Origin of the sequence: Streptomyces sp. NPDC005752, assembly GCF_040630715.1 — a bacterium.
GTDB lineage: Bacteria > Actinomycetota > Actinomycetes > Streptomycetales > Streptomycetaceae > Streptomyces.
On sequence record NZ_JBEXYB010000011.1, the window covers coordinates 96,053 to 120,901 of the forward strand.

At 68.3% G+C, this 24,849-nt stretch carries 24 protein-coding genes and 1 pseudogene; 13 read left to right on the forward strand and 12 right to left on the reverse strand.

The window, feature by feature from the left end:
• Positions 1 to 222 precede the first annotated feature (222 nt).
• Positions 223 to 780 carry a hypothetical protein gene (locus tag ABZ441_RS11900; RefSeq protein ID WP_358971358.1) on the reverse strand — a complete coding sequence of 186 codons (558 nt, stop codon included), beginning with the start codon at positions 778 to 780 and terminating at the stop codon, positions 223 to 225.
• Between the two features lie 101 nt (positions 781 to 881).
• A protein-coding gene (locus ABZ441_RS11905) for an IS5 family transposase (RefSeq protein WP_358971361.1) occupies positions 882 to 1,690 on the reverse strand; the annotation gives its coding sequence in 2 pieces (ribosomal slippage) (positions 882 to 1,357 and positions 1,357 to 1,690; 810 coding nt in all).
• Positions 1,691 to 2,660: 970 nt separating this feature from the next.
• On the opposite strand from ABZ441_RS11905, the gene ABZ441_RS11910 reads away from it, so the two are divergent.
• The 12 genes and pseudogenes from ABZ441_RS11910 to ABZ441_RS11965 all read left to right on the forward strand — a co-directional run bounded on the left by ABZ441_RS11910 (position 2,661) and on the right by ABZ441_RS11965 (position 10,432).
• Positions 2,661 to 3,293 carry a hypothetical protein gene (locus ABZ441_RS11910; protein ID WP_358971364.1) on the forward strand — a complete coding sequence of 211 codons (633 nt, stop codon included), beginning with the start codon at positions 2,661 to 2,663 and terminating at the stop codon, positions 3,291 to 3,293.
• A gap of 67 nt (positions 3,294 to 3,360) precedes the next feature.
• Positions 3,361 to 3,753: a hypothetical protein gene (locus ABZ441_RS11915; RefSeq protein ID WP_358971367.1), complete on the forward strand. Its 393-nt coding sequence runs from the start codon at positions 3,361 to 3,363 to the stop codon at positions 3,751 to 3,753.
• A 95-nt stretch (positions 3,754 to 3,848) separates the two neighbouring features.
• Entirely contained in the window at positions 3,849 to 4,739 is an 891-nt protein-coding gene (locus tag ABZ441_RS11920) for a hypothetical protein (RefSeq protein WP_358971370.1), read from the forward strand.
• A 119-nt stretch (positions 4,740 to 4,858) separates the two neighbouring features.
• Positions 4,859 to 5,281, forward strand: a complete 423-nt coding sequence (locus ABZ441_RS11925; RefSeq protein ID WP_356359998.1) for a DUF6409 family protein — start codon at positions 4,859 to 4,861, stop codon at positions 5,279 to 5,281.
• A 330-nt stretch (positions 5,282 to 5,611) separates the two neighbouring features.
• Positions 5,612 to 7,003, forward strand: coding sequence for a DUF3560 domain-containing protein (locus ABZ441_RS11930; RefSeq protein WP_358971373.1), 1,392 nt, complete (start codon positions 5,612 to 5,614; stop codon positions 7,001 to 7,003).
• Between the two features lie 72 nt (positions 7,004 to 7,075).
• Entirely contained in the window at positions 7,076 to 7,726 is a 651-nt protein-coding gene (locus ABZ441_RS11935) for a hypothetical protein (protein WP_358971375.1), read from the forward strand.
• 59 nt (positions 7,727 to 7,785) lie between these two features.
• Entirely contained in the window at positions 7,786 to 8,214 is a 429-nt protein-coding gene (locus tag ABZ441_RS11940) for a DUF6197 family protein (RefSeq protein ID WP_358971378.1), read from the forward strand.
• Positions 8,215 to 8,255: 41 nt separating this feature from the next.
• Positions 8,256 to 8,654 (forward strand): DUF6181 family protein, encoded by a 399-nt coding sequence (locus ABZ441_RS11945; RefSeq protein ID WP_358971380.1) that lies wholly within the window; start codon positions 8,256 to 8,258, stop codon positions 8,652 to 8,654.
• Positions 8,651 to 8,926 (forward strand): annotated as a pseudogene (locus ABZ441_RS11950) (DUF6349 family protein); the annotation flags it as partial. The gene ABZ441_RS11945 and the pseudogene ABZ441_RS11950, both read left to right, overlap by 4 nt.
• The gene (locus tag ABZ441_RS11955) at positions 8,917 to 9,258 is read left to right on the forward strand and encodes a DUF6349 family protein (protein ID WP_358971610.1); all 342 of its coding nucleotides are present in this window, start codon (positions 8,917 to 8,919) and stop codon (positions 9,256 to 9,258) included. The pseudogene ABZ441_RS11950 and the gene ABZ441_RS11955, both read left to right, overlap by 10 nt.
• A 197-nt stretch (positions 9,259 to 9,455) precedes the next feature.
• Positions 9,456 to 9,734 carry a DUF6211 family protein gene (locus ABZ441_RS11960; RefSeq protein ID WP_358971383.1) on the forward strand — a complete coding sequence of 93 codons (279 nt, stop codon included), beginning with the start codon at positions 9,456 to 9,458 and terminating at the stop codon, positions 9,732 to 9,734.
• A gap of 44 nt (positions 9,735 to 9,778) precedes the next feature.
• Positions 9,779 to 10,432 (forward strand): hypothetical protein, encoded by a 654-nt coding sequence (locus ABZ441_RS11965; protein WP_358971387.1) that lies wholly within the window; start codon positions 9,779 to 9,781, stop codon positions 10,430 to 10,432.
• A gap of 271 nt (positions 10,433 to 10,703) precedes the next feature.
• On the opposite strand, the gene ABZ441_RS11970 is transcribed toward ABZ441_RS11965, so the two are convergent.
• Positions 10,704 to 10,898 carry a hypothetical protein gene (locus ABZ441_RS11970; RefSeq protein ID WP_358971390.1) on the reverse strand — a complete coding sequence of 65 codons (195 nt, stop codon included), beginning with the start codon at positions 10,896 to 10,898 and terminating at the stop codon, positions 10,704 to 10,706.
• 999 nt (positions 10,899 to 11,897) lie between these two features.
• On the opposite strand from ABZ441_RS11970, the gene mobF reads away from it, so the two are divergent.
• A complete protein-coding gene (mobF, locus tag ABZ441_RS11975) occupies positions 11,898 to 16,355 on the forward strand; it encodes a MobF family relaxase (protein WP_358971391.1) in 4,458 nt (1,485 codons plus the stop codon).
• Positions 16,356 to 16,370: 15 nt separating this feature from the next.
• On the opposite strand, the gene ABZ441_RS11980 is transcribed toward mobF, so the two are convergent.
• The 9 genes from ABZ441_RS11980 to ABZ441_RS12020 form a co-directional block, all read right to left on the reverse strand.
• On the reverse strand, positions 16,371 to 16,730 hold the full coding sequence (locus ABZ441_RS11980; protein WP_358971394.1) for a MazG-like family protein: 360 nt from the start codon (positions 16,728 to 16,730) through the stop codon (positions 16,371 to 16,373).
• A gap of 129 nt (positions 16,731 to 16,859) precedes the next feature.
• Entirely contained in the window at positions 16,860 to 18,749 is a 1,890-nt protein-coding gene (locus tag ABZ441_RS11985) for an ATP-binding cassette domain-containing protein (RefSeq protein ID WP_358971397.1), read from the reverse strand.
• Between the two features lie 146 nt (positions 18,750 to 18,895).
• Positions 18,896 to 19,468, reverse strand: coding sequence for a hypothetical protein (locus ABZ441_RS11990; RefSeq protein ID WP_358971399.1), 573 nt, complete (start codon positions 19,466 to 19,468; stop codon positions 18,896 to 18,898).
• Positions 19,468 to 20,244, reverse strand: a complete 777-nt coding sequence (locus tag ABZ441_RS11995; protein ID WP_358971402.1) for an aldo/keto reductase — start codon at positions 20,242 to 20,244, stop codon at positions 19,468 to 19,470. Before ABZ441_RS11995 ends, ABZ441_RS11990 begins: the two co-directional genes overlap by 1 nt.
• Positions 20,241 to 20,849, reverse strand: a complete 609-nt coding sequence (locus ABZ441_RS12000; protein ID WP_358971404.1) for an AAA family ATPase — start codon at positions 20,847 to 20,849, stop codon at positions 20,241 to 20,243. The genes ABZ441_RS11995 and ABZ441_RS12000 overlap by 4 nt, the downstream gene beginning before the upstream one ends.
• Entirely contained in the window at positions 20,846 to 21,448 is a 603-nt protein-coding gene (locus ABZ441_RS12005; RefSeq protein WP_358971407.1) for a 3'-5' exonuclease, read from the reverse strand. Before ABZ441_RS12005 ends, ABZ441_RS12000 begins: the two co-directional genes overlap by 4 nt.
• Positions 21,445 to 22,623, reverse strand: coding sequence for a radical SAM protein (locus ABZ441_RS12010; protein ID WP_358971409.1), 1,179 nt, complete (start codon positions 22,621 to 22,623; stop codon positions 21,445 to 21,447). The genes ABZ441_RS12005 and ABZ441_RS12010 overlap by 4 nt, the downstream gene beginning before the upstream one ends.
• Before the next feature lie 17 nt (positions 22,624 to 22,640).
• Positions 22,641 to 23,678: a nucleoside-diphosphate kinase gene (locus ABZ441_RS12015; protein WP_358971411.1), complete on the reverse strand. Its 1,038-nt coding sequence runs from the start codon at positions 23,676 to 23,678 to the stop codon at positions 22,641 to 22,643.
• On the reverse strand, positions 23,675 to 24,694 hold the full coding sequence (locus ABZ441_RS12020) for a thymidylate synthase (protein WP_358971414.1): 1,020 nt from the start codon (positions 24,692 to 24,694) through the stop codon (positions 23,675 to 23,677). The genes ABZ441_RS12015 and ABZ441_RS12020 overlap by 4 nt, the downstream gene beginning before the upstream one ends.
• Positions 24,695 to 24,849 lie beyond the last annotated feature (155 nt).

The following is a 24,849-nucleotide window of genomic DNA, read 5'->3' on the forward strand; positions in this document are numbered from 1 at the left end:
GCTCACCGGCCCCGTACGAAGGGCGTCCCTCCGGGACGGCTCAGCCTGGCCCGGCTCGCAGCTGGCCGAGCCGTCCGGGCCGCGGGCGGCCCTCCCGGCCCGTCCGGACGCCGGGCCAAAACGGGCGTGCCCTGCGGGCACGACGGCGCTGTCTGTCGCGCTCCGCGCGACCAAGGGCGGCACCCGCGCGACGGAGGCACGGCACGCTGCCGCCCGCAGCAGCTAGGGCGAGTCGGCCAGGTCCGTCAGTGCGGCTGTGATCTCTTCAGCCCGCTGGCGCCGGTCGGCTCGACCCCAATCACCGGAGATGTTATTCAGTGCATACTCTCCGTCGCTCCCCTTCTCGAAGGGGCCCTCACCGAAGGTCTCCTGAAACGCCTTCTTGATCGATGCGCTCATCCAATCTGCGTCGGCAGTCTTAGCCTTGTCGACAACGAGCGCTCCAATGAATGTCGTAAATGCTCCGCTGAAAGCGCCAATAATGGCGTTGGCCTGTGCGCTCCAGTCACTTCTTTCGGCCAGGAGAATACCGAGGATAACCACGACGCAAGCGCCAGCTGACGCGACGGCACCGTAGCTGAGAGCGAGCCCTGATTCCAACCAGCCGACCGACTCTTGGGGGGATATGCGGATAGTCGACTTGCCGTGCATGAACAGAGCTACTCCCAGGATTACGAAGATCACCAGGACTGCCACTGCAACCACCCAATGCACATAGAGCGCCACCCACGCGAGCACTGCTCCGATGAGTCCCACAGCTAGGGCGAGGACGGCATTCATGACCGCAATGCCTTCCCAGATTCGGAGACGCTGATGTAGCCGGAGCAATGCCGGGGTCTGTGTTCACAGCAAAACTTAAGCCCTTTGAGCTCGTAACACGATCATGGGCGGGGCTTCTTGAGGCGTCGGTAGCAGATGAGGCTGCAGGCGAGGGAGATGAAAGCGTCGTGGAGTTCGGTGCGGCGTTCCCAGCGGACGGCGAGTCGTTTGAAGTGGTGGAGCAGGGCGAAGGTCTGCTCGACGACGTAGCGGAGGCTGCCCAGGCCCTTGATGTTCGGGCGGCCCTTGTGGGAGATGACGGGCAGGATCCGGCGCTTGCGCAGTGCGTCTCGGTTCGGGTTGGAGTCGTAGCCCTTGTCGCCGAGGAGGGCTTCGGGCCTTCGGCGGGGTCGTCCGGGGCGGCCCGCGACGGGCGGGATGCCGTCGACCAGGGCGAGGGTTTGGGTGACGTCGTTGACGTTGGCCGCGGTCGTGATGACCTTGAGCGGGGTGCCGCGTCCGTCGCAGATCAGGTGGTGCTTGCTGCCCGTCTTCCGCCGGTCGACCGGCGACGGACCGGTGTCGGCGCCCCCTTTTTCGCGCGGATGTGAGAACCATCCACGCACGCACGTGACCAGTCGAGCTTGCCGGCCGCGTTCAGCTCCGCGAGCAGGACCCGGTGCAGCTGGTCGAAGACCCCTGCCTTCTGCCACCGGTCCAGGCGGCGCCAGCACGTCTGACCCGAGCCGAACCCCAGCTCCAGGGGCAGAAGTTGCCAGGCTATGTCGTTGTAGAGGACGAACAGAACGCCCTGGAGACAGCGCCGGTCCGACACCGGCCGAGGCCCCGGCGAACGCTCCGGCCACGGCGGCAACAACGGCTCGATCAACGCCCACAACTCATCGTCCACGATCCACGGTCGAGTAACCACACCCTCACGAACGGCCGAATCATCACACCGGTAACGGCCAACCAGCACACTTCAACAAGATCGTGTTACGAGCTCTTTGTCATCAAGGATTGGGCCCATCGGCTTCCATGGTTTTGCCTTCGTGCACTGCCCGCTGGAATCCAGAGCTACCGAGACCGCCGCAACCAAGTACCTCTCGTTCAACCGGCCGCTGGCACTACTTTCGCGAAGGACGTCTGCGATCTTCGCCCGGCGCACCCCCTGCTTCCCACGCGCCTTCTTCGCTAGACCAAGACCGGCGATTTCGTTCCGCGCCTTACTTGAGCGCTTTCTGGCCATCGCAACTCCTCGGACTTGACGACGCCATCATCATCACAGCCGGCCAGCGGAAGTGCTCCGCTGCATACTCCATATGGCTCGTCTGAGGGCTGAGGCAGGAGGGGCCCCGACTCGGAAGGGGCTCCTTCCCGTCTCAGCCCGACGAGGTTGTGGGCGGGTGAGAAGTCCGAGTTCGCCTTGTGGTGATGCCGGCCGGGGTGTCGGCCAGAGCGAAAGGCTGCCTCCGGCGGGTCCTCCTCGGAGGGGGTGGGGGCTGGTTGGTCGGGTGCCGCGCCGTCGTGGTGCGGGTGGTGAAGGCGGGGTTCCCTCCTCGGCCGGACACCCAGGGGGCGTATCAGGAACCCGGGCACGGCGTCCAGGCCGAGCCGCTGCGCGGTCGCTACGCGAGCCAGGACACCGCGCCCGGAACCCTGATACGGCGGAGCTGTCCGACCGAGGAGGGAACCCCGCCCAGGCCCGTTGTGGCCGGGCCCGGCCGAGCGGGTGCGGGTCGGCGGAACTGGAAAAGGGCAGGTCAGGGCCTATGTCCGGGTTGACCCAACCCTAGAACATGGTTTAATTAGTGATGTCGGAAGGGGAGGGCAACCCCCGACCGGCACACGGCAGGCCGACCGGCCTGCCGCCGACAATCTCTCTCACCAGGAGACAAGGGATGAACATGCCGCTGACCGTCGCGGAGCTGGCCCACCCGATCGCGCTCGAACTCTGCGGGAACTGGCGACCGCAGCTCGCACGCCACGGCGTCAAGGAGCTGGACCATGCCGCCACCTTCACCCACCTAGACGGCCGACAGCTCCACCTCTCCGAGCGGTTCGATGACCCTGGCCACCTGCACATCCGAGGCGCGTTCCCCGCCAGCGACTACCCGTTCCGCAGGGGCGAGCGCGACACCGTCCGAGTCGCCATGGCCGAGGACCCGGCGGACATCGCGGCCCGGATCGCCGCCGACCTCATCCCCGCGCACCGTGACGTTCACGAGCGAGTGAAGGAGCACAACCGCGCACAGGCCCAGATGCGCCGGGACGTCGAGGAAGCCGCACGCGATCTCTCCGAGCGACTTCCCGGAGCGCGAACCCGCATCGACGGTACAACGGCCTTTGTCTACATGAATCTTGAGCCGGGAGAAGTCCGTATCGGGCTCGATGGCGATGCGGTGAGCCTTGTACTCAACGATGTGCCCCGGACTATCGCCGACGCCGTTGTATTCGCGGTGAGTCGCTTTCTCCCCAGCGTCCAGACCTCCGAAGACGAGTACGGCGAATACGTTGACGGATACGCCCTCTAATCGCCCCCATGAATCCCGGCGGCGCGCTCCCGTAGCGCGCCGCCCCCCACAGGAAAAAGGCCCCGTGATGAGCGCCGACATATTCACCATCGAACCGCAGTGGATCGTCCAGGCCCCGCACCTTCGGTGCACCCTCAAGCGCGCCCTTGCTCTCCAAGCCGCACATAATTTTTGGTCCGGTACCGAACACATCAACAACGCCGTAGCAATGGCCTACGGCGATCAACTCCCGGACTCCGGCCGGTGGGAACTGACCCGTTCCCAACTTCGCACGCTCAAAATCGCCATCGAGTGGCGCAGGGCGACGCGCGCAGCCAGCGACAAAAAGACCGCCCCCGATATCCTTGAACGCTGGACGAAAATAGAAGACGAGGTCATAGCCGCATACCGGGCAGGTGAGCAACGAAGCAGGGTTGTACTGGATTTAAGGGGTTGCCGATCACCCAAGAACATGGTTTAATTAGTGGTGTCGGGAGGGGGAGGGCAGCCCCCCGGCCGACACCCCCGAGGGTCAGCCGGTCCCGGACGCCGATCTCTCACCAGGAGGACCGCGACATGCCCCGAAAGCCGAAGATGACCGACGAAGAGCGCCGGGCCTACTCCGCCAAGATGCGCGGCGAACTCGAAGCCGTCATGGACCGCGCGTACGGCGCGATGGTCGGCAGCGAGGAACTCTGGGCCGCCGTCATGCGCACGGCCGCGAACCTGACCCACCCGGACCGCGACGACCGCAGCCCCACCAACTGCATCGCCATCGCCGCCCAGTGCCCGAACGCGACCCACGTACTCAGCTCCGGAGACTGGCGAAAGGTGGGACGCTTCCCGGCCAAGGGGTCCACCTCCCTCCGTATCTGGACGCCGATCAAGCGCCGGACCGAGGATGCGCAGGAGGCCACGGCCGCAGCCCCCGACGCCGGGCAGCGAGGGGCCGCAGGCGAGGCCGCCGAGAGTCAGGGGCGCAAGGTCTCCGGCTTCAAGGCCGGGCCGGTCTTCGACATCAGTCAGACGGACGGCGACGCCTACGAGCCGCCCGCCGCAGCCCCGTTCGCCGCCGAGGTCATCCGAGATGTCCTGGTGAACCAGTACCGCGACCAGTACCACGAGGACCCGGAGCAGGCCGGAGGGTTCGACTTCACCCAGGATGCCCCCGACAACGCCGTCCGCATCCTGCTGTACGGCCACGCGTGGCGACGCATCCCCGAGGCGGACGCCCTCCTTCCCGGCCAGCACGCCGCCGAAGTCGCCTCAGCCGCCCACGTCGCCGCGCTCATCCTCGGAATCGCCCCCGGCCCCGCCGTCATGCCGCCGCTCGCGGGCATCATCACCCAGGACAAGAAGCCCCCGGTGCACGAGTCCGCCGTCCGGGCCATCGAGACCGGCCGCGCCCTCGCCCGCGCCGTCACGACGGCCGCCGAGCACCGCCGCGAACTTGCCGTGACGGGTTGACCCAGTCCCAAAAACATGGTTTAATTAATGGTGCCGGAAGGGGGAGGGCAACCCCCCAACCGGCACCGCCGCCGGGGCCAAACGGCCCCGGCGGAATCTCTCACCAGACAGGACACGACATGCTCACCACCGCACCGAAGCCGACCGTGCAGGACTTCCCCACCGCGACGCTCGTGATCGGCGGGCCCTGGTTCCGGGGCCACCAGCTCGACACCCGCCCCGCCGTCGTCGTCGGTCCATTCGGCGGGCCGGAGTTCGCCGACGAGGCCACGATGGCGGTCGTCTGGTTCTTCACCCTCGGTGCCCCGCAGCCGGGCGACAGCGTCCAGGCGATGTTCCCCCACGAGCTGACCCCGCTTGACGACACGCTGACCACGATGCACCAGGACACTTTCCGCGACATCGTCCGCAACCTGCGTCGGGGACGGTTCGCCTACGACGACGGGGACGCGCTCCGCGCCGCCGTCCGCCAGGCATGGCGCGAGCGGACCGGACTGGCCGACGCCGACCCGGCCGCCCGGCACACGCTCCACCGCAGCTGACCAAGGGCCCGCCGGTCCGGGGGAGGGCAACACCCCCGGACCGGCAGGCCCCAGCACCCCAGCGGACACCCCTTCGGGGCGGCAGGACAGGTCCGGTGCGTTCACCGCCGCCGGCCGACTCCGCCGCCGGCCGACTCCGCCGACCGACGACGGGCACCGGACCGCAGCGGACGCGCCCCGCGGGGGCGCGGCAGCCCCTGTCGTCGCGCAGGCGCGACGACCCGCGAGCCGATCGTCCCTCACGGCCCGCGCCGGTGGTGCAGCGCCGCTGCCAACGCAAGGTCCGCCCTGCGGCCGGACCACAAACTCTCACCAGAAAAGACCAGTTCAGTGACTATCGAGATCACCCACACCCGCCGAGCAGGAACCCTGATCGAGGGGACCAGCCGGGGCGACGGATCGGCCGAGATCCTGCGACTCCGCGAGTACGGCCGCACCCAGCGCCAGCCCTTCCGCTGGAGCAGGAACCTTGACTGCTGGTACCTCCCCCACAGCCGCGACCACGCCACCTACACCCCCTCGCTCGAACTCCTCGCGCAGCGACTCCGAGGCGCAGGCTTCGAGGTCACGCTGACCATCGACAACGCCGACCGCCGCAGCTTCAGCGAGGCCGAGGAGGAGCGGGAGGAGAAGGCTGAAGGCCGGGCGGAGAGGTTCGGCGGATACGCCGACACTGCTGCCCGGAACTCCGAGGCCGCGTGGAAGTCGAGCCACGAGATATCCGAGCGGTTCGCCTTCGGTCAGCCCATCCTCGTCGGCCACCATTCCGAGGGCCGCGCTCGCCGTGATCACGCACGGATGGACAACACGATGCGCAAGAGCATCAGCGAGCGCGACCGCGCCCAGCACTGGGCCAACCGCGAGGAAGCCGCCGCCAATTACGAGCGGTTCCGCAAGGACCCCGGTCGTACTCTCCGCCGTCTCGACAAGCTGAGGGCCGATCTCCGTGCGGTCGAGAAGTGGCAGCGGGGTGAGTCCGCCAAGGGGTTCTCCCGCAGCCCGGCGGACCCGGAGCTGGAGATCGAGCACCAGGAGCTAACCGAGGAGATCGAGCACTGGGAGGCGGTCATCAAGGACGCCGAAGCCAGGGGCTTCAAGGTCTGGTCGAAGGCGGACTTCAAGCGTGGGGACTTCGTGCTCTACCGGGGCACCTGGTACGAGGTCCTGCGCGTCAACCCGAAGTCGGTGACGATCCCGCACATCCACAACGGCACCGGCAAGCGCATCGTGCGCGCCACCGGCAACCAGCACGACGGCTGGACCTGGACCGCCCCCTACGACGACGTGTCCGGGCGCAAGAGCGCCGACGAGATGCAGCCGCCCCAGGCAGAGGCCGCCGAACAGCAGGAGCAGGCCGAGCAGTCCACGCCGACCGACGAGCCGGTACCGGCGGAGAAGCCGACCCCGGTGGCGGTGCCCGCCGCAGGTGCGAACTGGCAGGACGGCATGGCGCTGGTGCTGATCGCCTCGAAGAACTCCCGCCGCTCCCGCAAGCGTGCCTTGTGGGCGATGACCCGCCGCGAGGCACAGGCCGTGTGCGGCGACCCCCGTACCTCCGGACGCTCGTACATGCTCACCTGGACCGACCGGCCCGGCATCAAAGGTGCCGACTGGGAATGGACGCCTGACAACGGAAGTCTCGACCCGGTCCTTTCGGACCTGGGCGTCACCCCGCGCCGTGAATGGACCGCCGTCACGCAGGCCCCCGCCGAGGCCGCGTAACCACGCCCCCGCCCGCCCCGGCGGCCGAGCGCGCCGGGGCGGGCCCCTCTCTCACCAGAACAGGGCACCACCATGACCACGCAACTCCTCGAACGACCCACGACCGTCACCGTCCCCGACACCGCAGGGGGCAGGCTCATCGTCCCCGCGACCCAGGGCACCACCACCGTCCCGGCGTACCGCGTCGGCGCCCCCGACATCCAATGCCGCTACCCCGTGATCGTTGGCGAAGACCAGGTCATCGGCCGCGCCTACCGGTGGCACCGTGACTGGCTCGTCCTCACCACCGCGGGTGAACACAACCTCCGTCGCCCGCCGAAGGGAACACCGGGCACCGAGATGGCCGCCGCCCATCTCGCCGAGCAGTACGCCGCCGGTCGGATCGGCGCAGTCCCCCTGGACCAGGTACTCGCCGAGGCCCCCACCCCGCTGTGCGGGCCGGTGTCTCTCCTGCACCCCCGGATGCCGGTCAACGATCGCAACATCGAGGGCGCGCTGATCGCGTTCGCAGGGCTCCGGGCCCACCACTGGCGGGCAGTCCTCACCGGGTTTCCCGGCAGCGATAACCACTGGTACCTCGGCTGCGAATTGTGTGACTGGGAAGGCCCGAAGTTCTGGAGCCACTTGCGCGGGCGCAACGGAGAGCCGCCGAGCGCGCGCCGTCACAAGGGCGGGTGCATCGGAGAGGAAAAGGTCCGCCGGTTGATCCCCGCCTACCACTAGCAGCCCACCGGGGGCGGCGGCAGCGAGCCGCCGCCTCCGCCCTCCCGAAGGACACCGCCGTGCCGACCCGTCACACCCCTGAAAGCATCGTCATCGCGGACGCCCCGGCCGCGATCCTGGAATGGGCCGCCCGCCACATCGAATACGTCGGCATCCACCAGGGCCCGCACCTGTTCGCCGGTCCCGGCCGTACGGCCACTCTGCCTTGCTGGCCACGCGGGGCGCTTCAGGTCGCTGCCGGCCACGGGCGGGGAGCCGCCGGCCGGACGTACGACTGGGACCGCATAGAGCGCGCCCGCGACGAGGCGTTCGGCATCCTCGCGGAAACCCTCACTGGTCACCCCGTCGAGGCCGAAGACCCCGCCGCCGCGAAGGCCCTGCACCGCGATGCCATCGACCGGTGGAGCGCCGAGCCCAGCCGCACCGCCGCCGACGCCGCCCACGCGTTCCGCACCGCCGCCGCCCGCGCCGAACACGCCCTGTTCTGACAGACCCCCGCCAGCATCCCGAGTCATCGAAGGCCAGCACGATGGACGAGACGACAGCTTCCCGCAACACCACCAGGACGCCGACCCGCCGAGGAGCCGCCACCCCCAGCCGGGACGGTGTCCACCGGCTCAGCGTCCCCCTCCACCCCCGGCTCAGCGCAACCGAGCTGATCCGCGTCCTCCTCGCGGCCCCGGGGGAAAACGACTTCACCGCCCTTGACCCGGTACAGGTCCGGTCGCTCATCGCCGATGTGCTCACCCAGCACGGCTATGACGTGCTCGACCGATCGCCGTACTACCCGGAACTCGACCGCCACCAGGACGCCCGCCGTGCCGTGCGCCGTGCGTACGGGCCGCGGTTCCTCGATGCCGCCGACGAACAGGCCGTGCTCGCTGACCCGCTCCGCGAAGTGCTCGCCGCCGGAAGCAGGAAGTCGTGACCGTTCCCGCCGCCGAGCCGACTGGAGCACGGGCACGGCAGACGTACTACTGGCGGGTGCGCAATGCACGGACGCGTCACCGCCCCGAGAGCGCGGGACAGGCGTGGCACATCCAGCCCGGACACCCCGGCGGCGCGTACTGCGACCTCGGCCACGACCTGGACCCGCCCGCACACCACACCCCAACCCTTCTCTCCCGCAGCCGGCCGACCGGCCGCCGGGGAGACGGGCAGGAATTTCGGGGCGGGTGCCTCGCGTGCGAGTGGGAAGGCCCGTCCATTGCGGAGGCGGGTTCGGGGACGGTGACAACGAGGCCGTGGAGGACGCCCACGACCACGCGTTCCCCGGCTGGCGGACACTGCCTCCGATCACCGCGGTCGAGGACAGGTGGGCCGTTCCGCGGAGCCAAAGCCGCTGGGCTCAGCTCACTGCCCCGTACCCGGCGGGATGGGTGAGCCAGGGCGCCCCCGTCGTGGCCTGGAGGCGGTACCGCCGCGAAGCCCACCTTCCGCCACACGCTGGACGCCCCCGCTACGAACTCCGCATCACCCGGCCACCGCGCGACCGGGCCCGACGCCCCGCAGATCAGGACGCCCTCTTCTGATGCCCGCCGTCCTTCGGATCAGGGCCCCACCCGCTCAACCTAAAGGTGGTTTAATTACTTCGCCGTCAGCGGAGCGGGCAACCTCCGACCGGCCGCGCGTTCCACAGGACGCCACGCACCCAGACAACAGACGACGGCCAGCGCACAAGGGCAACAAGGCGCTGGCCGTCAGTGTCTCTCACCAGAAAGACCACACCATGCTATGTGACCGGCACCCCGACTGTCCCCAGCCCGGCGACATCGCCCAGCTCACGAGGGGTAACAGCATCGGCGTTGATCCCACCGACAGCTTCGTCATCGTCGAGGACTTCCCCCCGACCGGCCGCCACCTCGTGCTCAACCTCCCCGTCGACCACCCCGGCCGCGCCGACTGGGCCGCCGCCGTCCCCCTGGCCGACATAGCCACCCTCACCCGGCTCGAACCGGCGGGCAGCCGTACGTGGGCGCCGGCCCCGGACCCGGACGACATCCAGTGACCGCGCCGAGCGGTCACGACCCCGACCAAGAACAGGAGGCGACCGTGCCCCGCAAGACCGGCCGCACGCTCTACTCGCGCGCGGACCTGCGCAAGGTCCACGGCATCAGCGAGCCGACCCTTCAGAACCTCTGGACCGACCGGGAGAACAACGGGCACCCGCCCGTCGCGGACACCATCGACGGCGTCATGCACTGGGACGGCGACGCATGGGCGACGTGGCACCACGAGCTTCATCGTCAGCGCGCAGCCGCCAGCACCACCAACCCGCCGAAGCTCGACGGCGACCCCGAAGAGATGGTCGGCCCGGCCGAAGCCGCGAAGGTCTGCGGTTTCGCCGACTCCACCACCGTCTCCCACTACGTCAAGAACCCCCCTGAGGGGTGGCCGGCACCGGACGACTGGGACGAGCTTCCGACCCGGCGGCGCCCGAAGTGGAAGCGCTGGAGGCTGTGGCAGTACCTCGCGGAGCGCAAGGGCCGCGGCCACGCCGGCGGACGGCCCACCGGCCGCCGCGGACTGGCCTACCCCTACCAGGGCGACGAGCGGCTGACCCTCGCTCGGCAGGCCATCGCGGCGAACCCCGGCGCGAAGAACGCCGACCTGATCCCCGAACTCCAGAAGCAGACGGAGAAGACCTACTCACGCCCGACCTGGAACAACATCATCAAGTCCGCCCGCGAGCACCCCGAGGAGTGACCCGTGCCCGACACCCGCTGTCCGCGCTGCGGCGGCCCGCTCGGTGAACGGCCCGCACGTTCCCGTCTGACCGCCGACCGCGAGGTCCCCATCTGCACTACGTGCGGCACGGAGGAAGCCGTGCGCCAAGCCAACGGCCAAGCGCCCGTGCCGTTCGGCGAATGGCCGATCAGCCGGTAGCAGTCTGGTGCCGATCTGCTGGCGGGGCGGACCCATGAGGTTTGGGCCCGCCCCGCCAGTTCAGCCCCCGCTGCGGCGGGAGGCCGCCTGCTCACGACAGCAGGATCACCAGCACGCCGAGGGCGATGGTCATCGATCCCGCGAAGGTGCACGCGCCCCAACTCACGGCCTGGTTCCCGCCCCCACCTGTCGCGTACGCGAAGAGCGCCGCGGATAGCGACGCAGCGAGCGAGAGAAGAACCGCGACCACCACGAGTAGCACCCTCGTGCGAAAGTCCCAGCGCATAAATCCGTCCTGTTCAGGGCTGCCGCCCTGTACAGGGCTAAGCAGCTAGGGTCATGGTCGTTTTGTGAGCGCATGACCAGAGGTTCGGCGCACCAGGAACGATCGGCGCGGCGAGCCGGAGAACACCGCACGGCGACGCCTCATTTGGTGGGACACCCCAAGCGAAGCTGTACTTCGGGCCGATCAGCAGACCAAGAGCCGCTAGAGCAATGTCCCTGATGGCCAGAAATTGCTTCATGACATCCGCGAGTGCCGCTTCAGCACGGCAGAGCGGGTCATCAGACCAGGGGGGCTCGTGACTGAAGCGAAGGGCGTAGTCGGTCGAGCCGTCCAAGGCGACGTATTCCAGGACGTCTGTCGTATGCCGAGCCCAGGCCCAGCCAGGCCGAGGTGAGGAAGTGGGGCGGGCCCCCCGGTCGAAAACGATGCACGGGAGCCCCGTGTCCTGCTCTGCGGTGGCACGCAGACGACCACGAAGACGCCGACTCTGAATCGCATCTTCGGCGATCTCTGTGCTCAGTGCCCGCAACTCCGCGAGGACACGATTGGCCGTCAGCAGATTCGAAAGCCTGGACTGCCCATCCCTCACGGATAGGCGGCTCTTGTTCTCGTCCCATACGCAGGGAACGGTGATGCACCAGCGAAGATCCTCGTCCCACGCGGCGAAGAACCTCGGATCCTGTGAAGCCACGGCCGCCAAGACGGCCCGCACGTGGTCCGCCAGGGGGTGATGTAACCCCTCAGCCCCGGCGTCCCACGTATCCATGACCGCAGGCTACAACGAGCCTGACAAGCGAGCTGCCCTTTCAAGCGAGCCGAGGTAACAGCGTCTAACCGCCGACGCCTTCATCCACAAAGAACTCCTCAGCCTCGTAGCGAGCCCCCAGGAGAAAACGCCCTGCTCAGCACACCAATGCCATTTCCGAGGACCAAGGTATCGTCACTTCGTGACGATACAATCAGCCAAGACGGCCGAAACTGACTGAATGAGAATGGGGGGTGAGCGGGCCGATGGGATGGGTGACCATGATCGGCCCGTCCGACGAGCAGGTTGAGTACCGCCTTACCGGCGGCCACGGATGCGGGAAGTCCGTAACGGTCGACGCGGCCCCTCTCGTCGCCGCCATCGAGGCCAGGGCCGAAGCCGCCGGTGCCCCCGTCGCCTCCCTACTCGCCAACCGCGAGGCCAAGCGCGCCTTCTTCCGCGCCCGCGGACTTCTTCGCAGCAAGGGCACGGCGCGGTTCACCGGGTTCGACGCCGTCGAAGTCGCCGCCGCAGCCGGGCTCGACGCCCGCGACCTTTATGGCGAACAGGCCCTTCCCCCACGGCCCGCGGACGGACAGGTGGACTACCACCTGGACGCCAGCGAACGGCCCCTGGTCTGGATCGGCGGCGGGCTCGCCGAGTTCGACATCACGCCCGGCAGCACCCTCGCCCCCGAGCAGTTCCCGGCCGCCCGGCGCCTCATGCTCGGGGAAGACCCCCGGACCGGGCAGACCCTCGTGGAACCCAAGCTGGCCATCGCGCCGGCCGCCAAGCTCCCCGCCGCCCCACTGGCCCGCGCCATCCGCCGCGCCGCCGCCGAACGCAGCGTGAACCCGACCACCCTGCTCGACTCCAAGCGCAAGCAGGACGCCTTCCGCCGGATGGAGAGCCAGCTCAAGCGGTTCGGAGAGACGCACCGCGTCCCCGTCTCGACGGTGCTGAAGCTCGCCGACGCCGTCGGCATCAACGCCGTCGACCTCTACGGTGAGGACACGGTGGAGAAGGCCGTCGCCGCCGAGGCGGGCGGTCACCTGGATGCCCGTGCACTCCTGCGCGCGGTCGAGGCCCATGCCACCGAGACCGGACAGCAGCCCGCCGACCTGTTCGACGCCGCTTCCATGAAGCGCCGGTATGCCCAGACCGCAGGCGAAGGTGCACGTCGTCTCCGGGACCTACCGATGGACGTCCGCGAAGCCATCGCGATGACCAAGGCGGCAGGGCTCACGCCCGAGGACGTGTGGGACGCCGAGGAGATCAAGGCCGCCCTCCTCGAAGGCCGTGTGCAAGTCGGCAACCGCGGTGCTGACGTCACCTTGGACTTGGCGAAGTCGAAGTCTGCGTTCCTCGCGTACGCGCCCGAGGAGATCGCCGCCCAGGTCGAGGGCATCTACACGGCCGCCGGACAGGAGTCCATCGGCGCCCTGGAGCGGTGGACCGCGTACGCCATGCGCGGCCACCACGGTGACGGCGACGAAGCGGAGACCGTGAAGACGAGCGGGTTCTCCGGCTGGATGATGGTGCACCGCGCCGCCCGTCCCGTGGACGGCGCCCCGTACGGCGACCCCCACTTCCATCTGCACTTCACCCTGGCCAACATGGTCAAGGGCGCCGACGGCAAGTGGTCCACGATGGCCAGCGGGGGGCGCGACCTCCACCGGCACACCCGCGCGACCCAGTCCCTCATGAACGCCCGTATCCGCCGCGAGCTGACCAACGAGTTCGGCATCAGCTTCCGCCGAGAGGAACGGACCGGAGCCTGGGAGATCGCGGCGATTCCCGAAACCACGATCCGGCTCTTCAGTAAGCGCGACAGCCAGGTCCGGGACCTGCTGACGAAGCTCGGCATCGACTACGACAGCGCCACGACCCGCGAGCGCACCGCCGCCTCCACCGCGTCCAAGGCCGCGAAGAACGGCGAGGCCGCCGGGGTCGGGGACGATGTTCTCCGCGCCTACTGGCAGGCCGAAGGCCGTGCGGCCGGGGACGACCCCGACGCCATCGCAGCCAGCGCGATGGAACAGGACCGAGCAGACCAGAACCCCACCCTGGACGAGCTGTGCGCCCAGGTCTTCGACCCCAAGACCGGCTTGACCAGCCACTCCAAGGAGTTCACCCACGCCGCCGCCATCGCCGCCGTGCTGGACGCCCTCCCGTACGGGGTCGCGGACGCCGCCGAGGCCGAACAGCTCACCAACTCCGTACTTCGGCACGCCGGATACGCGGTCCAGCTCAACCCGAAGGGCGCCCAGCACTTCGCGCACGCCGACCGATACACCACGGCGGATGTCGTGGCGGCTGAAGCGCTGATCGTCTCTGAGGCCACGAACCGGCTCGGCACTCAGGCCGCCGTCGTCAGCAGCGACACGGTCGACATGACGCTGTCCACCGTCGAGGCTCAGCACGGCGGCAGCTTCACGTTCTCCGACGAACAGCGTGCCGTCCTCGAACGGCTGCTCACGGCCGGGCACGGAATCGACGCCGTCGTGGGCATTGCCGGGTCGGGCAAGACCACGATCATGGATACCGCGCGCCAGGCATGGGAGGCGCACGGTCTCGTCATCGCCGGCGCGAGTACGGCCGCCGTCGCCGCCGCGAACCTGAAGGCCGAGGCGGGCATCGAGTCCCGCACTCTCGCGTCCTGGTTGACCGGCATCCGCAACGGCGGCTCCGGCCTCACCGGCGTGGACGTGTTGGTCGTGGACGAAGCCGCGATGTGCGATGACCGCGACATCGCCGAACTGCTCACCCACGCCGCGGAAACCGGCACGAAGGTCGTCGGCATCGGTGACCCCAAGCAGCTCCACTCGCCCGGCATCGGCGGCAGTTTCGCCGCCGTGCACCACCTCGTGGGCGGTCTCACCCTCAGCCAGAATTTCCGCCAGAAGGACATGGTCGAGCGCCGGGCACTGGAGCTGTGGCGCGACGACAACCGCGTGGAATCGCTCCGGACCTTCGCCGGGACCGGCCGCGTGCACGCTCTCGCGGACAAGGACGCCACCCTCGCCGCGATGCTCACCGTCTGGGCCGACAAGCGGGCCGCGCACACCGACGACCACACCGCCGTGCAGCAGCTCCTCATGCTCGCCGCCACCAACGAGATCGTGGAAGAGCTGAATATCGGCGCCCGCGCACTGCGGAAGGAGAACGGCGACCTCACCGGTCCCGAGCACGCATACGCGCTGCCCGGTGGCGGCGAGCTGACCCTGTCCGTCGGTGACCAGGTCCTCCTACGGGTCAACGACTACCGGGGTAAGAAGAGCCGAGGGCAGAACTACGACGTCCTGAACGGCTACCGCGGAATCGTGCGCGCTGTGGACGAGGAACGCCGGGTGCTGGTCGAGTGGCGGGAAAAGACCGAGGACGGTCACCGTGACGTTGCCGAATGGGTGGACGCCGACTACATCGCACAGGGTGGGCTCAGCCTCGGATACGCGATCACCGGCCACAAGTCGCAGGGCCTCACCGTCCAAGAGGCTCTGGTCTACGGACCCGGCGCTCAGGCGAACGCCCTCTACACGATGATGAGCCGCGACAAGAAGGAGTCCCACCTCTTCCTGCCGCTCTCCGTCTACGAGACCGACGCCGACCGCGCCCGCCACGGCGACGTACCCACCGACCAGGAACAGCTTGACCGCGCCGTCGCGGGCCTTATCCGCGAGATCGAGAGCGGCACCGAGGAACGCATGATCCTCACCGAACTCCCGAAGAACGCGGTCCCCGCCCACGTCCGCCAGGTCGTAGCGGACCTCCCCAGCCCTCGGGCCCCCGGCGCCGAGCAGCCTCACGAGGCGGACACTCAGGATGAAGTTCCTGAGTACGAGGGCCGGTCCGCTCCAGCACATGGCGAGCAGCCCACGGAGCAGACCACACCTGCGGAACCCGAACCGACGGCCGACCGTCCCTATGCTCACCTCAGCAACGCGGCACTGCGCGACGCCGCGCGCAAGGCAGCCACCGCTGCTCGCGCCACCAGGACGGCGGCCGAGAAGGCCGAGGCCGCTGCCGACCGCGCCGAACAGCAAGCCGCCGCCGGAACCGGCCCGAACACGCTCGCACTCCACCGTCGGCACCAGGACGTGGCCGACCGCGCCGAGGCAATCCGCGAAGTTCGAGCACTGGACAACACGATCGCTGAACGCACTGGCCGGCTGCACGACACGCAGGCACGTATCGAAGGACTCGAACAGCAGCTGGCCGCGATGGGCCGCTTCGGGCGTCTGGCACTCCGTGGGGATGATCGAGCCGGGGTTGAGGCAGATCGCGAAGGACTGCTGCATACCTACGACGAGGCCGGCCGGGAACTGGAGCAGATGAACGCGCGACTCCGGGCGGCTGTCCAGATGGCCGGAACCGTTGGTGAATACGAACCCGTGCTCACCGAAGCGAACACGTCGCACCAGGAAAGGGCGGTACTCCTGCGCCGTGCCACGGGGGAGGACAACGAAGCGGCCAAGCGACTTCGGACCGAGGCGGCCAGGGCGCGAAGCACCGCTCAGGGCTCCGCCCACCGGGTTACGGGCCTGCGCAATGAGTTGGCTTCAAGGGCTCAGACGGGCATTCAGCTCAATGGCGACGAGCTCATGAGGACCGCTGCATCCGAGCCCCTGACCGTAGCCCCCTATGCCTCACAGCTGCACCACGACGACGTATCGCAGACGTTCGATGATGTGCCAGATGAGCTCACGCCGTGACGGGCCTCTGCTACATCACGACGACGAGCGCACAGGGTCGGGCCGTTCTGCGGGAAGGAACTTCGCTGCTTTGGCTACGAGTTGCTGGTGAAGATAGGCGGCGGCATCGTCGGGCCGCATGCGGGCCAGGGCGACCATGCCGGTGATGACCACGTCGGCGACTTCGTCCTGGGCGTCCTGCCACGTGTGACTGTTGCCCTTTCGCGGGTTGGTGCCGCGGGCCCCAACGACGGCTTGGGCTGCTTCGCCGGTCTCTTCGGCGATCTTGAGTACCTGGAGCGTCCACTGCTCCTCCAGCGGCAGGCCGCGTTCTGCGTCGTGAGCGGTGAAGCGTGCGGCCAAGGCTTCGATGATGTTCCACGTGTCGTTCTGCATGGGCAGTGGCGCTCCTCATTCGTGGCGGGTGGGGCCGACGTCTGCTTCGGTTCAGCGTGTGCGCGGCCCGTCGACGTTGAGACAGATGGACGACTTGTCGACGGGGGTTCGCTTCGGTGTATTGAGGGGTTACCGGTCTTTGGCCAGGGCGACGAGTTCGGCGAACAGGCCGCCGCCATCGGCGAGGTCGTCGTACTGGCCCTGTTCGATGATTCGGCCGTGGTCCATCACGATGATTCGGTCCGCGATCCTGGTGTTCTCCAGGCAGTGCGTCACCACGATGGTGATGCGGTCCGCGGCGATGGCCTTGATCTCCTCGAAGATGTCATGCTCGCCCCGCGGGTCCATCTGCGAGGTGGGCTCGTCCAGGATCAGCAGCGGCGGACGCCGGTAGAGAGCCCTGGCACAGGCCGCGCGCTGCCACTGGCCGCCGGAGAACTCCGAGCCTCCCCACACCTCGCGGGCGAGCAGGGTGTCCAGGCCGTGGGGCAGTTCCTCGACCGCTTCACGCAGGCCCACGGCGTCGACCGCGTCCCAGACGGCGACGTCGTCGAAGGTGCGTGGCTGTCCCAGCGTGACGTTCTCGCGGACCCGTAGCGGCCACTGCGCGAAGATCTGCGGTACCAGCCCGGTGCAGCCCCATACGGATTCCGGGCTCACGGAGGCGAGGTCGTCGCCGTTCCACAGCACCCGTCCCTTGTCGGCCAGATAGATACCGGTGATGAGGCGGGTGAGAGTGGACTTCCCCGACCCGTTCTCCCCGACGATGGCCAAGATTTCGCCGCGCCGCAGGGTGAGCGAGATGTGGTCGATCGCCGGCGTCTCCTTGCCGGGGTAGCGGTAGACCACCTCATCGAGGCGGATCTCCTCCACCGGTGCGGTGACTGCGGTGTCGCCGCGGTGCGGGGCCTTCTTCGCCGCATCGTCGAGGAAGGTCTGCATGTCCGTCAGGTAGAGGCTGGTGTGGAAGAGGGCCGCGCCGTTGATGACGACCTGGGACAGGGCGGCCAGCGTCGTTTGCACGGCTACGAGCGCGGTTGCGGCGATGGCGAGGTTGACGCGTCCGGTCACGGCGAGCCAGGCGAGTCCGGCCCAGGTGGCGGTGAGGAAGACGCCGCCGAGCAGTGAGGTGCCGAGGGTGATCCGCAGCGTGCGGGGTGCGGCAGCGAGGGTGCGGCCGTCAATACGCTCGGACAGGGACCGGTACCAGAAGAGCAGGTATGAGGTCATGCCATTGGCGCGGACTTCGTCGGCGTACTTCGACGTGGTGGCCCACCAGCGCATCATCGACCGGGAGTTCCTGTCGGCGACGTTGGCGTAGTGGACCTCGTAGTCGACCCGGGCGGCCATGATCGCGCCGAGGCCGGCGGGCAGCACGGCCAGGACGAGCAGCGGCAGCATCAGGGGGTTGAGGATCGACAGGACGCCACTCGCGGTGACCATGCGTACCAGGGCCGACATGAACCGCTGGGCATCGTTGATCATCAGGTGGCTGCGGACCACGCCCATCTCCGCTGCCTCGTGGCGGTCCGAGAAGCCCTCGCCGGAGAGCGCGGACGCCTCGACTCGGCACACCGCCTCGACGAGCGCGGTGTCGGCGTGGGTGGTGACCGGCGGGGTGAGGCGTCGGTCGGCGTACGTGGACAGCGCACTGGAGACCCGGGCGAGTGCGGCAGCCGCGGCGACGACGAGCAGCGCGGGCAGCGCGTCGCGCAGGCGGTGTGAGACGGCTCCGCTTCCGAGGATGACCTGCATGGCGTGGGCGGTCCCGGTGAGGAGCACGGCTGCGGAGACGCCAGTGATGACCTGGCATCCCAGGAGCAGTAGGACCGCTCGGCGGTCGATCGTCCACGCCGTACGGCCGACGCGCCGCAGCACCGAGGGGAGGCGTGAGCAGAGGTCCCGGAACGAGGCATCGCCCAGCGGATTGACGCTGTACTGACCGCTGTACGTGAGGTCCGCCGGAGGCGGTGGCGGGGGTGTTGAGGGGGGCGCGCTTGTGATGTCAGCAGTGGTCAACTGTATACCTCCAGCAAGGTAGTTGACGCCATTCGGGGTGATGTAGGAGTCAACGACGCGGGCAGAGCTTTCGAACACACGTGTTTGAGCCGGTCCGGGTTCCGTGCGAGCGCACGGCCTGCGAGCGATGCAGGATGAACGGACCCTTACGGCGCGGGCTGGCCCCGCTTTTCCGTGATGGCCGAATCGCCGAGGACGAGGTGCATGGGGCTGATGTGGTCGCTTCCGATGTAGGCGATCTCACCGGTGGCGAGGGCTTGCAGCCCCACCACGACCCGAAGCCTGCCCGGGACGGGAAGGCTGTCGATGGCACGGATCGTGGGCATCACACGGATGTCCGCCCGCGGATCTCGGTAGATCAAGCGGCCGACGCTTTCATGGGTGATCGATGCAGTGGCCAGTACGTAGGTGATGACCTTCCGGCGTCGCATCTGAACGCAGGCCACGGCGACACGACGCAAGGGGGGAAGGCCACCGGTTGCGTCGCTAAGGACGTTGAGTGCGGCTTCCTCCGGCGTCTCTCCGCTGAGCACGCTCCCACTGGGCACCATGGCAGTGCCGAGGAGATCGGCGATCACCAGCGCTTCCGCCCCCACGGGGACGATCAGGGACACACCGATGACCGGTGGCCGCCAGTTCTCGTACGGAGCGGCGGTTCGTGCGTGAGCGAGGTTGGCGCCGCGGCCCTCAGCTAAGGCGGGTGCGGTGGCTGTGGCCATCACTTCCCGCCCCTCACGGCGTCCACGATGTGGCCGAGGTGCTCTGGGCGGCTTGTGCTCGGGATCGGCGCGATGTGTTCGCCGAGGCTGAGCAGCCAGTGCAGCGCGGCGAAGACGCCGTGCGAATGGGCGAGAGCGCCGGCATCAAGGGGCCGGTACGGAACGTACGGGATGCGCAAGTCCCGGCAGAGTTCAAGGGCAGGGTCGTGGCGGTCGCTCAGGTTGAGGACGTTCTGTACCGCTGCGACGGTAGCCCCCTTGCTCACCAGGCGAATGTCCTCAGGCGTGACCTTCGACAGGCCGATGTGTCCGATCTTGCCCTCGTCTTGAAGGGTTTGAAGGACAGTGATCTGGTCATCGAGCGACACTTCTGGATCGATGCGGTGGAGGTAGCAGAGGTCCAGCCGTTCCACTCTGAGCCGGCGGAGACAGGCTTCGACACAGGACCGCAGATAGACGGGGTGGCCATGAGGGGCCCACAGGTCGGGGCCAGGACGCGCCATGCCGACCTTCGTCGCGATCAACAGGTCTTGGGGGTAGGGGTAGAGCGCTTCGTGAATGAGGTGTTCAGCGGTGTGAGGGCCATAGGCGTCGGCTGTGTCGATGTGGGTGATGCCGTGGGTGTGGACGGCCTGACGCAGCACGCTCAGGGCCTGCTCGCGGTCGAGGGGGTCGCCCCACGTGCCGGGTCCGGTCAGGCGCATCGTGCCGAATCCCAGGCGGGAGACCGTCTTGTCCGCGATGGTGATCGTCCCTGCGGGCGGGGTGGTGGTCATGCTGGCGCCTCCGTCATGCAGAGCTGGAGCGCGTGCTCGATGGCCAACTCCTGGCTCGCCGGGTCGCTGGTGACCCGGACGTGCCGGATGTTCTCCTCCCGCAGGAAGTCGTGGGTGTGGCGGTCGACCAGCGTGCGGTACCGCGGGTCGTAGTCGTGCTTGCTCTCGACGGGGACGTCCGGGTCGAGGACAGTCGCCAGCAGAAGGTCGTACGTGCGGCCGTGAGCATGGGCGAGCTGGTGAAGCGCCTCGCGTTCCGCCCGCGGGGCGGTCTGCTGCCGCCACTCCAGAGCCGCGCGAAAGTAGGCGAGCGCGTCCCAGCAGGCTCGGTCGGCGAGAACCACCTGTACGGGCCCTTTCTCCAGTCGGGCCCAGGCCGCGATCTCGTCCGCGATACCCGTGGCGATGACCCACGTGGTGGAGGCGAGGGTGTGGTGCTGCATCTTCGGCAGCGGTACGAGAGCAGCCCGCCGGCCGAGGTTCCCGGTGCGGGCCACCGGGATGCCTTGGCCATGCAGCTCCATCTCTATGCGGCGCATGAGCAGGCTCTTGCCGGTGGAATGGGCTCCCATCACGCCGATACGGAGGGGAGTCGATGAGGTCACCACAGGGTGGGCTCCTGTTCTGCTTCGGGGGCGCCGGGCAGACCGGGCGGGACAGCGGCAGCGACGAGCTCGTCCCAGGTCTCGTAGTGCTCGGCCATGGCGACGAGGATCTGTGCAGTCGCGTAGGCGTCGAAGGTGGCGCGGTGGCGTTGCGCCGGGGCTCCGCTCAGGTCCGGGGCAAGGTGGTCGATCAGGGCGTCAAGGCTGTACTTGGGAAGGTCGGGAAAGGTGGCTTTCGCCAGCCGGAGGGTGTCGAGCACTCCGGCCGGCTGCCACTGCGGAAGGTGCGCGGACAGCACGCGGTAGTCCACGTGCGCGTTGTGGGCCGCGATCCACACTGTGCCGAGACACGTGTGGACGGCATCCCTGATCTCCTCCCAGCCCGGCTTGTCTTCGAGCACCTGGTTGGTCAGGCCGTGCACCCTGGCCGCGAAAGGCGTGACGGGGCGCTTCGGTTTGGTCAGCCACGCGCCCGCCGTGCTCTTGTCCGGCTGTCCGCCACGTACGGGGAGTGCGGCGACCTCGACCAGGTCGGGCGGGTTGGTCCCGTTGCCCTCGACATCGACAACGAGCAGCGCGGGCCAGGAGGAGAAGTTCATGGGGTCTTGGATCCGTCCTCCGCCTCCCAGCCGATGGGGGCTCGGCCGTGCTGGCGGTAGTGGTGGGGCTTGGCTCGGTCGTGGCACTGGTAGCCGAAGCCGTGCTGGAGGTAGTAGCGCGGCGGTTCGTCCAGTCCCTCCACGACGATGGCACGGTCGTTGACCTCGACCGAGCCGGTCGCGCCGAGACCTCGTGCTTCCCGAGTGACGTTCACGAGATCGGGCTTGACCCACGCGGCGTGGCACATCGCTACCTGCTCGGACGGGCAGATTTCGCACAGCTCCCTGACGCCATAGTGCCCGTTGTAGTCGGGCTCCCCATGGGCATAGGCGACGCCGCAGGAGGTCTTGCGGAACAGGGCTCCCCAGGAGCCCTCTCGCTCGAAGGCGTCGAGTATCCGCCGCTCGGCGACCTCAGGCATGATCTTGCGGCGGGCTGTCTCTTCGTACGGAATCGTCAGGCCGTGCGCCTCGTAGTAGGAGGCGATCTCGTCGCGGAAGAAGAGGCCGGTGAACACCGTGGCGTGAGCGTGCTTGGAGAGTTCGCGGGCGCGTGCGAGGTCAGCGTCGGAGTCGTTCAGACCGGGCACGATGGGGCGCCAGTACAGGACAGTGCGATAGCGCTCTGCGTGCTCGTAGAGGGTGCGCAGACTCTCGGCGGCGATCTTGCTGTCCACCGGTTCGACCTTGGGGTCCTGGATGTTCGAGTGCGTCACCAGGACGGTCAGGCGCAGATGGGTGAAGCTGTTGAGGACGGCGCAGTCCTCCGGGGTGACGCGCCAACGGGTAATGACCAGGACGTGGTTGGTCATGCCGAGGTCGTCGAGCTGGCGCAGGACGTTGAAGACGTGAGGCTTGACCACGGGGAGCATCGGGTCGGTAGCCCGATTCAGGAGCTGGATCGGCGTCTTGTGCGGCCGGAAGTACGTGTGTCCCACGAGCCGACGCACAGCCTCCTCGTCGGTCATCAGGCGCTTGGGGACCTTCATCTCGAAGTTGGCGAAGGTGTGCCGGATGCAGTACCCGCACTCCAGCGGGCAGCCGATGATCCAGTTCAGCGACAGGCCGGACTTGCGGTACTCGATCACGTCGGCCAGTTCCGGCTTCAAGCCGCTGATCTTGTCGGCGGTCAGGATCGGAAGAGCCCGGCGGGTGCCGATGGCGAAAGTACTCATCATGGTCTCCTGTCAGGTCAGGCTTCGGCGGGTGCGCTCTGGGCCGGAAAGGCAGGGACGAGGAGGTCGCGGCGTCCGGCGCCGAACCAGGTGCCGAAGTCGCGGCGGGCGGCTTCCGGATCGTCCGAGGTGTGGACGAGGTTGCGGACGAGCCGCTTCTCGGCCAGCGCGTCCTTGAGGCTGTCGTCACCGAGGTCACCGCGGATCGTGCCGGGAGCGGCATGCGTCGGGTCGAAATGGCCGAGCAGGTCCCGCAACCGGGCGTGCACGCCCGGTTCGCCGTGGGCGAGCGCGACGGTGACCTGTCGGCCTGCGTAGGCGTCGTCCAGGCACGCGGGGATATCGCGGTCGGGAAACCAGTCGGCATCCACCAGCAGGTCCCAGTAGTGCACGTGGGCCTGCCAGGGCTGCACGGTTACCTCACGCCGGTTCGTGACCACGGCGCCTGTGGCAGCGACCCGCGCCAATATCTCATCGACAACGCCACGCTCAGCCGCATCCGGCTTGCACAGGATGACGGAACAGCGGGTGAAGTCAGTGACTTTCAGCGCGCGTCCGGCGCCGTACCAGGTGCCGAAGTCGCGGCGGGCGGCTTCCGGATCGTCCGAGGTGTGGACGAGGTTGCGGACGAGCCGCTTCTCGATGAGCGCGTCCTTGAGGCTGTCATCACCGAGATCGCTGCGGATCGTGCCGGGCACGGCCAGGGTGGGGTCGGTGTGCCCGATCAGCCGGCGCAGGCGGGCATGGATGCCAGGTCCGCCATGCGCCAGCGCGACAGTGACAGGCCGCCCCGTGTATGCGGTGCCGATGTACGAGGGCAGATCCGACGGGAAGCGGCCAGGATCGGCCAGCAGGTCCCGGTACGCGACGTGGGCCTGCCACGATTCGGCTATCAGCTCCGTGCGGGCCCGTACCGTGACTCCGGGAACCTCGATGCGTTCCAGCACGGTGTCGACCAGGCCGCGCTCGGCCGCGTCCGGCTTGCACAGGATGACGGTCCAGCGGTCGAAGTCGATACCCTCGACAACGGTGCCGCTCGGCGGCTTCCGGCTCATCGCTGACCTTCCGGGGAGGCGCAGGCGGCCCATTTGTGGCCCAGAAGCCAACGCAGGCCCGGATGCAGCGCGTCGATCACGTCGCGACTCACCGTGTGGGTCTGGTCGTGCTCAATCTGGCGGTAGACCTCGAACAACAGGATGGCCTGCTGCCAGAACGCGTCCACGTCCAGACGGGCGATGTCGTCCGCGCTGTACTTCGCCTTGTTGGTACGCAGAAGTTCCTCGTGTTCAAGGACGCGCGTGATCGTTACTGGGGTGGTCTCCGCGGACATCGCTGGGAAAGGGAAGTGCTGCGGATTGAGCCGTACGTCAGCTTCCGTGAGCACCTTCTTGACGCGCGCGGCGTTGCGGTCGTTGACATGCGCCGAGCCGATGAAGTGGGTGTACGAGCCCAGCTCCAGCCCGAGCTGCACTGCGGCGAACTCCTGGATCATCGTGAAGGAGAACACGTCGCTGAGCAGGCCGCAGTCGAGATCGTTGGCCCGCATCTGGCACACCATGTGCAGCCGCCCGTCGCGGACGAGGAGGTGCAGCCCTGCCAGACAGGCCACGTCGCAGTTGTCATCGACGGCCAGCTCGGCGGCGGAGAAGACGGGGAGGTATCCGCGCTTGCTGTCGGTCTCGGTTCGGAGCAGTTCCAAGACGCGGTCGAACGGCGAGGCGGTGTCGCCACTGGCCGGGTTGAACAGGGTGTATCCGTAGGCGGACCCGCCGAGGTTGATCCCGTCGGCGGAGCTGGAGCGCATGGAGGGCGCGTAGTAGCCGATCATTTCCAGGTCGCGGCGGCCGGCCAGGTACCAGAGGGCTTCGGCGAACTGGAAGACCGGGTTGGCCTTGCGAGAGACCAGGTACGGGAGCCTCTGGCGAGGGTCGGGCAGTCGGAATCCGACTCCGATCACCTCGCGGGCCTCGTTCCCGCGGGCCGCGATGTGGTGCTCGTGCTTGTCCGTGGCCAGTTTGAGTAGTGCCAGGTAGGCACCTTCGACGCTACGGAAGGTAGGGGCTGTGAGCATTCGCGCTCCAAGAGACGTGGAGGTTCCTGATAGGACGGGCGAGGGGAGGTCCTGTGGGAGGCATCTCCCCTCGCGATTCATCCGGTACCGAGCCTTGCTTCAGGTCCGCTGCCGGGCGGTACACCCGCCCACCATTCGGGCTAACAGATCCTTCG

What these genes read in the sequence shown, in the direction of transcription:
- ABZ441_RS11925 (WP_356359998.1), top strand. Translation starts at nt 4,859, where the DNA reads ATGCTCACCACCGCACCGAAGCCGACCGTGCAGGACTTCCCCACCGCG.
- ABZ441_RS11915 (WP_358971367.1), top strand. Translation starts at nt 3,361, where the DNA reads ATGAGCGCCGACATATTCACCATCGAACCGCAGTGGATCGTCCAGGCC.
- ABZ441_RS11945 (WP_358971380.1), top strand. Translation starts at nt 8,256, where the DNA reads ATGGACGAGACGACAGCTTCCCGCAACACCACCAGGACGCCGACCCGC.
- ABZ441_RS11920 (WP_358971370.1), top strand. Translation starts at nt 3,849, where the DNA reads ATGCCCCGAAAGCCGAAGATGACCGACGAAGAGCGCCGGGCCTACTCC.
- ABZ441_RS11960 (WP_358971383.1), top strand. Translation starts at nt 9,456, where the DNA reads ATGCTATGTGACCGGCACCCCGACTGTCCCCAGCCCGGCGACATCGCC.
- ABZ441_RS11910 (WP_358971364.1), top strand. Translation starts at nt 2,661, where the DNA reads ATGAACATGCCGCTGACCGTCGCGGAGCTGGCCCACCCGATCGCGCTC.
- ABZ441_RS11980 (WP_358971394.1), bottom strand. Translation starts at nt 16,730, where the DNA reads ATGCAGAACGACACGTGGAACATCATCGAAGCCTTGGCCGCACGCTTC.
- ABZ441_RS11970 (WP_358971390.1), bottom strand. Translation starts at nt 10,898, where the DNA reads ATGCGCTGGGACTTTCGCACGAGGGTGCTACTCGTGGTGGTCGCGGTT.
- ABZ441_RS11995 (WP_358971402.1), bottom strand. Translation starts at nt 20,244, where the DNA reads ATGACCACCACCCCGCCCGCAGGGACGATCACCATCGCGGACAAGACG.
- ABZ441_RS11990 (WP_358971399.1), bottom strand. Translation starts at nt 19,468, where the DNA reads ATGGCCACAGCCACCGCACCCGCCTTAGCTGAGGGCCGCGGCGCCAAC.
- ABZ441_RS12005 (WP_358971407.1), bottom strand. Translation starts at nt 21,448, where the DNA reads ATGAACTTCTCCTCCTGGCCCGCGCTGCTCGTTGTCGATGTCGAGGGC.
- ABZ441_RS11935 (WP_358971375.1), top strand. Translation starts at nt 7,076, where the DNA reads ATGACCACGCAACTCCTCGAACGACCCACGACCGTCACCGTCCCCGAC.
- ABZ441_RS12015 (WP_358971411.1), bottom strand. Translation starts at nt 23,678, where the DNA reads ATGAGCCGGAAGCCGCCGAGCGGCACCGTTGTCGAGGGTATCGACTTC.
- ABZ441_RS12020 (WP_358971414.1), bottom strand. Translation starts at nt 24,694, where the DNA reads ATGCTCACAGCCCCTACCTTCCGTAGCGTCGAAGGTGCCTACCTGGCA.
- ABZ441_RS12010 (WP_358971409.1), bottom strand. Translation starts at nt 22,623, where the DNA reads ATGAGTACTTTCGCCATCGGCACCCGCCGGGCTCTTCCGATCCTGACC.
- ABZ441_RS11900 (WP_358971358.1), bottom strand. Translation starts at nt 780, where the DNA reads ATGAATGCCGTCCTCGCCCTAGCTGTGGGACTCATCGGAGCAGTGCTC.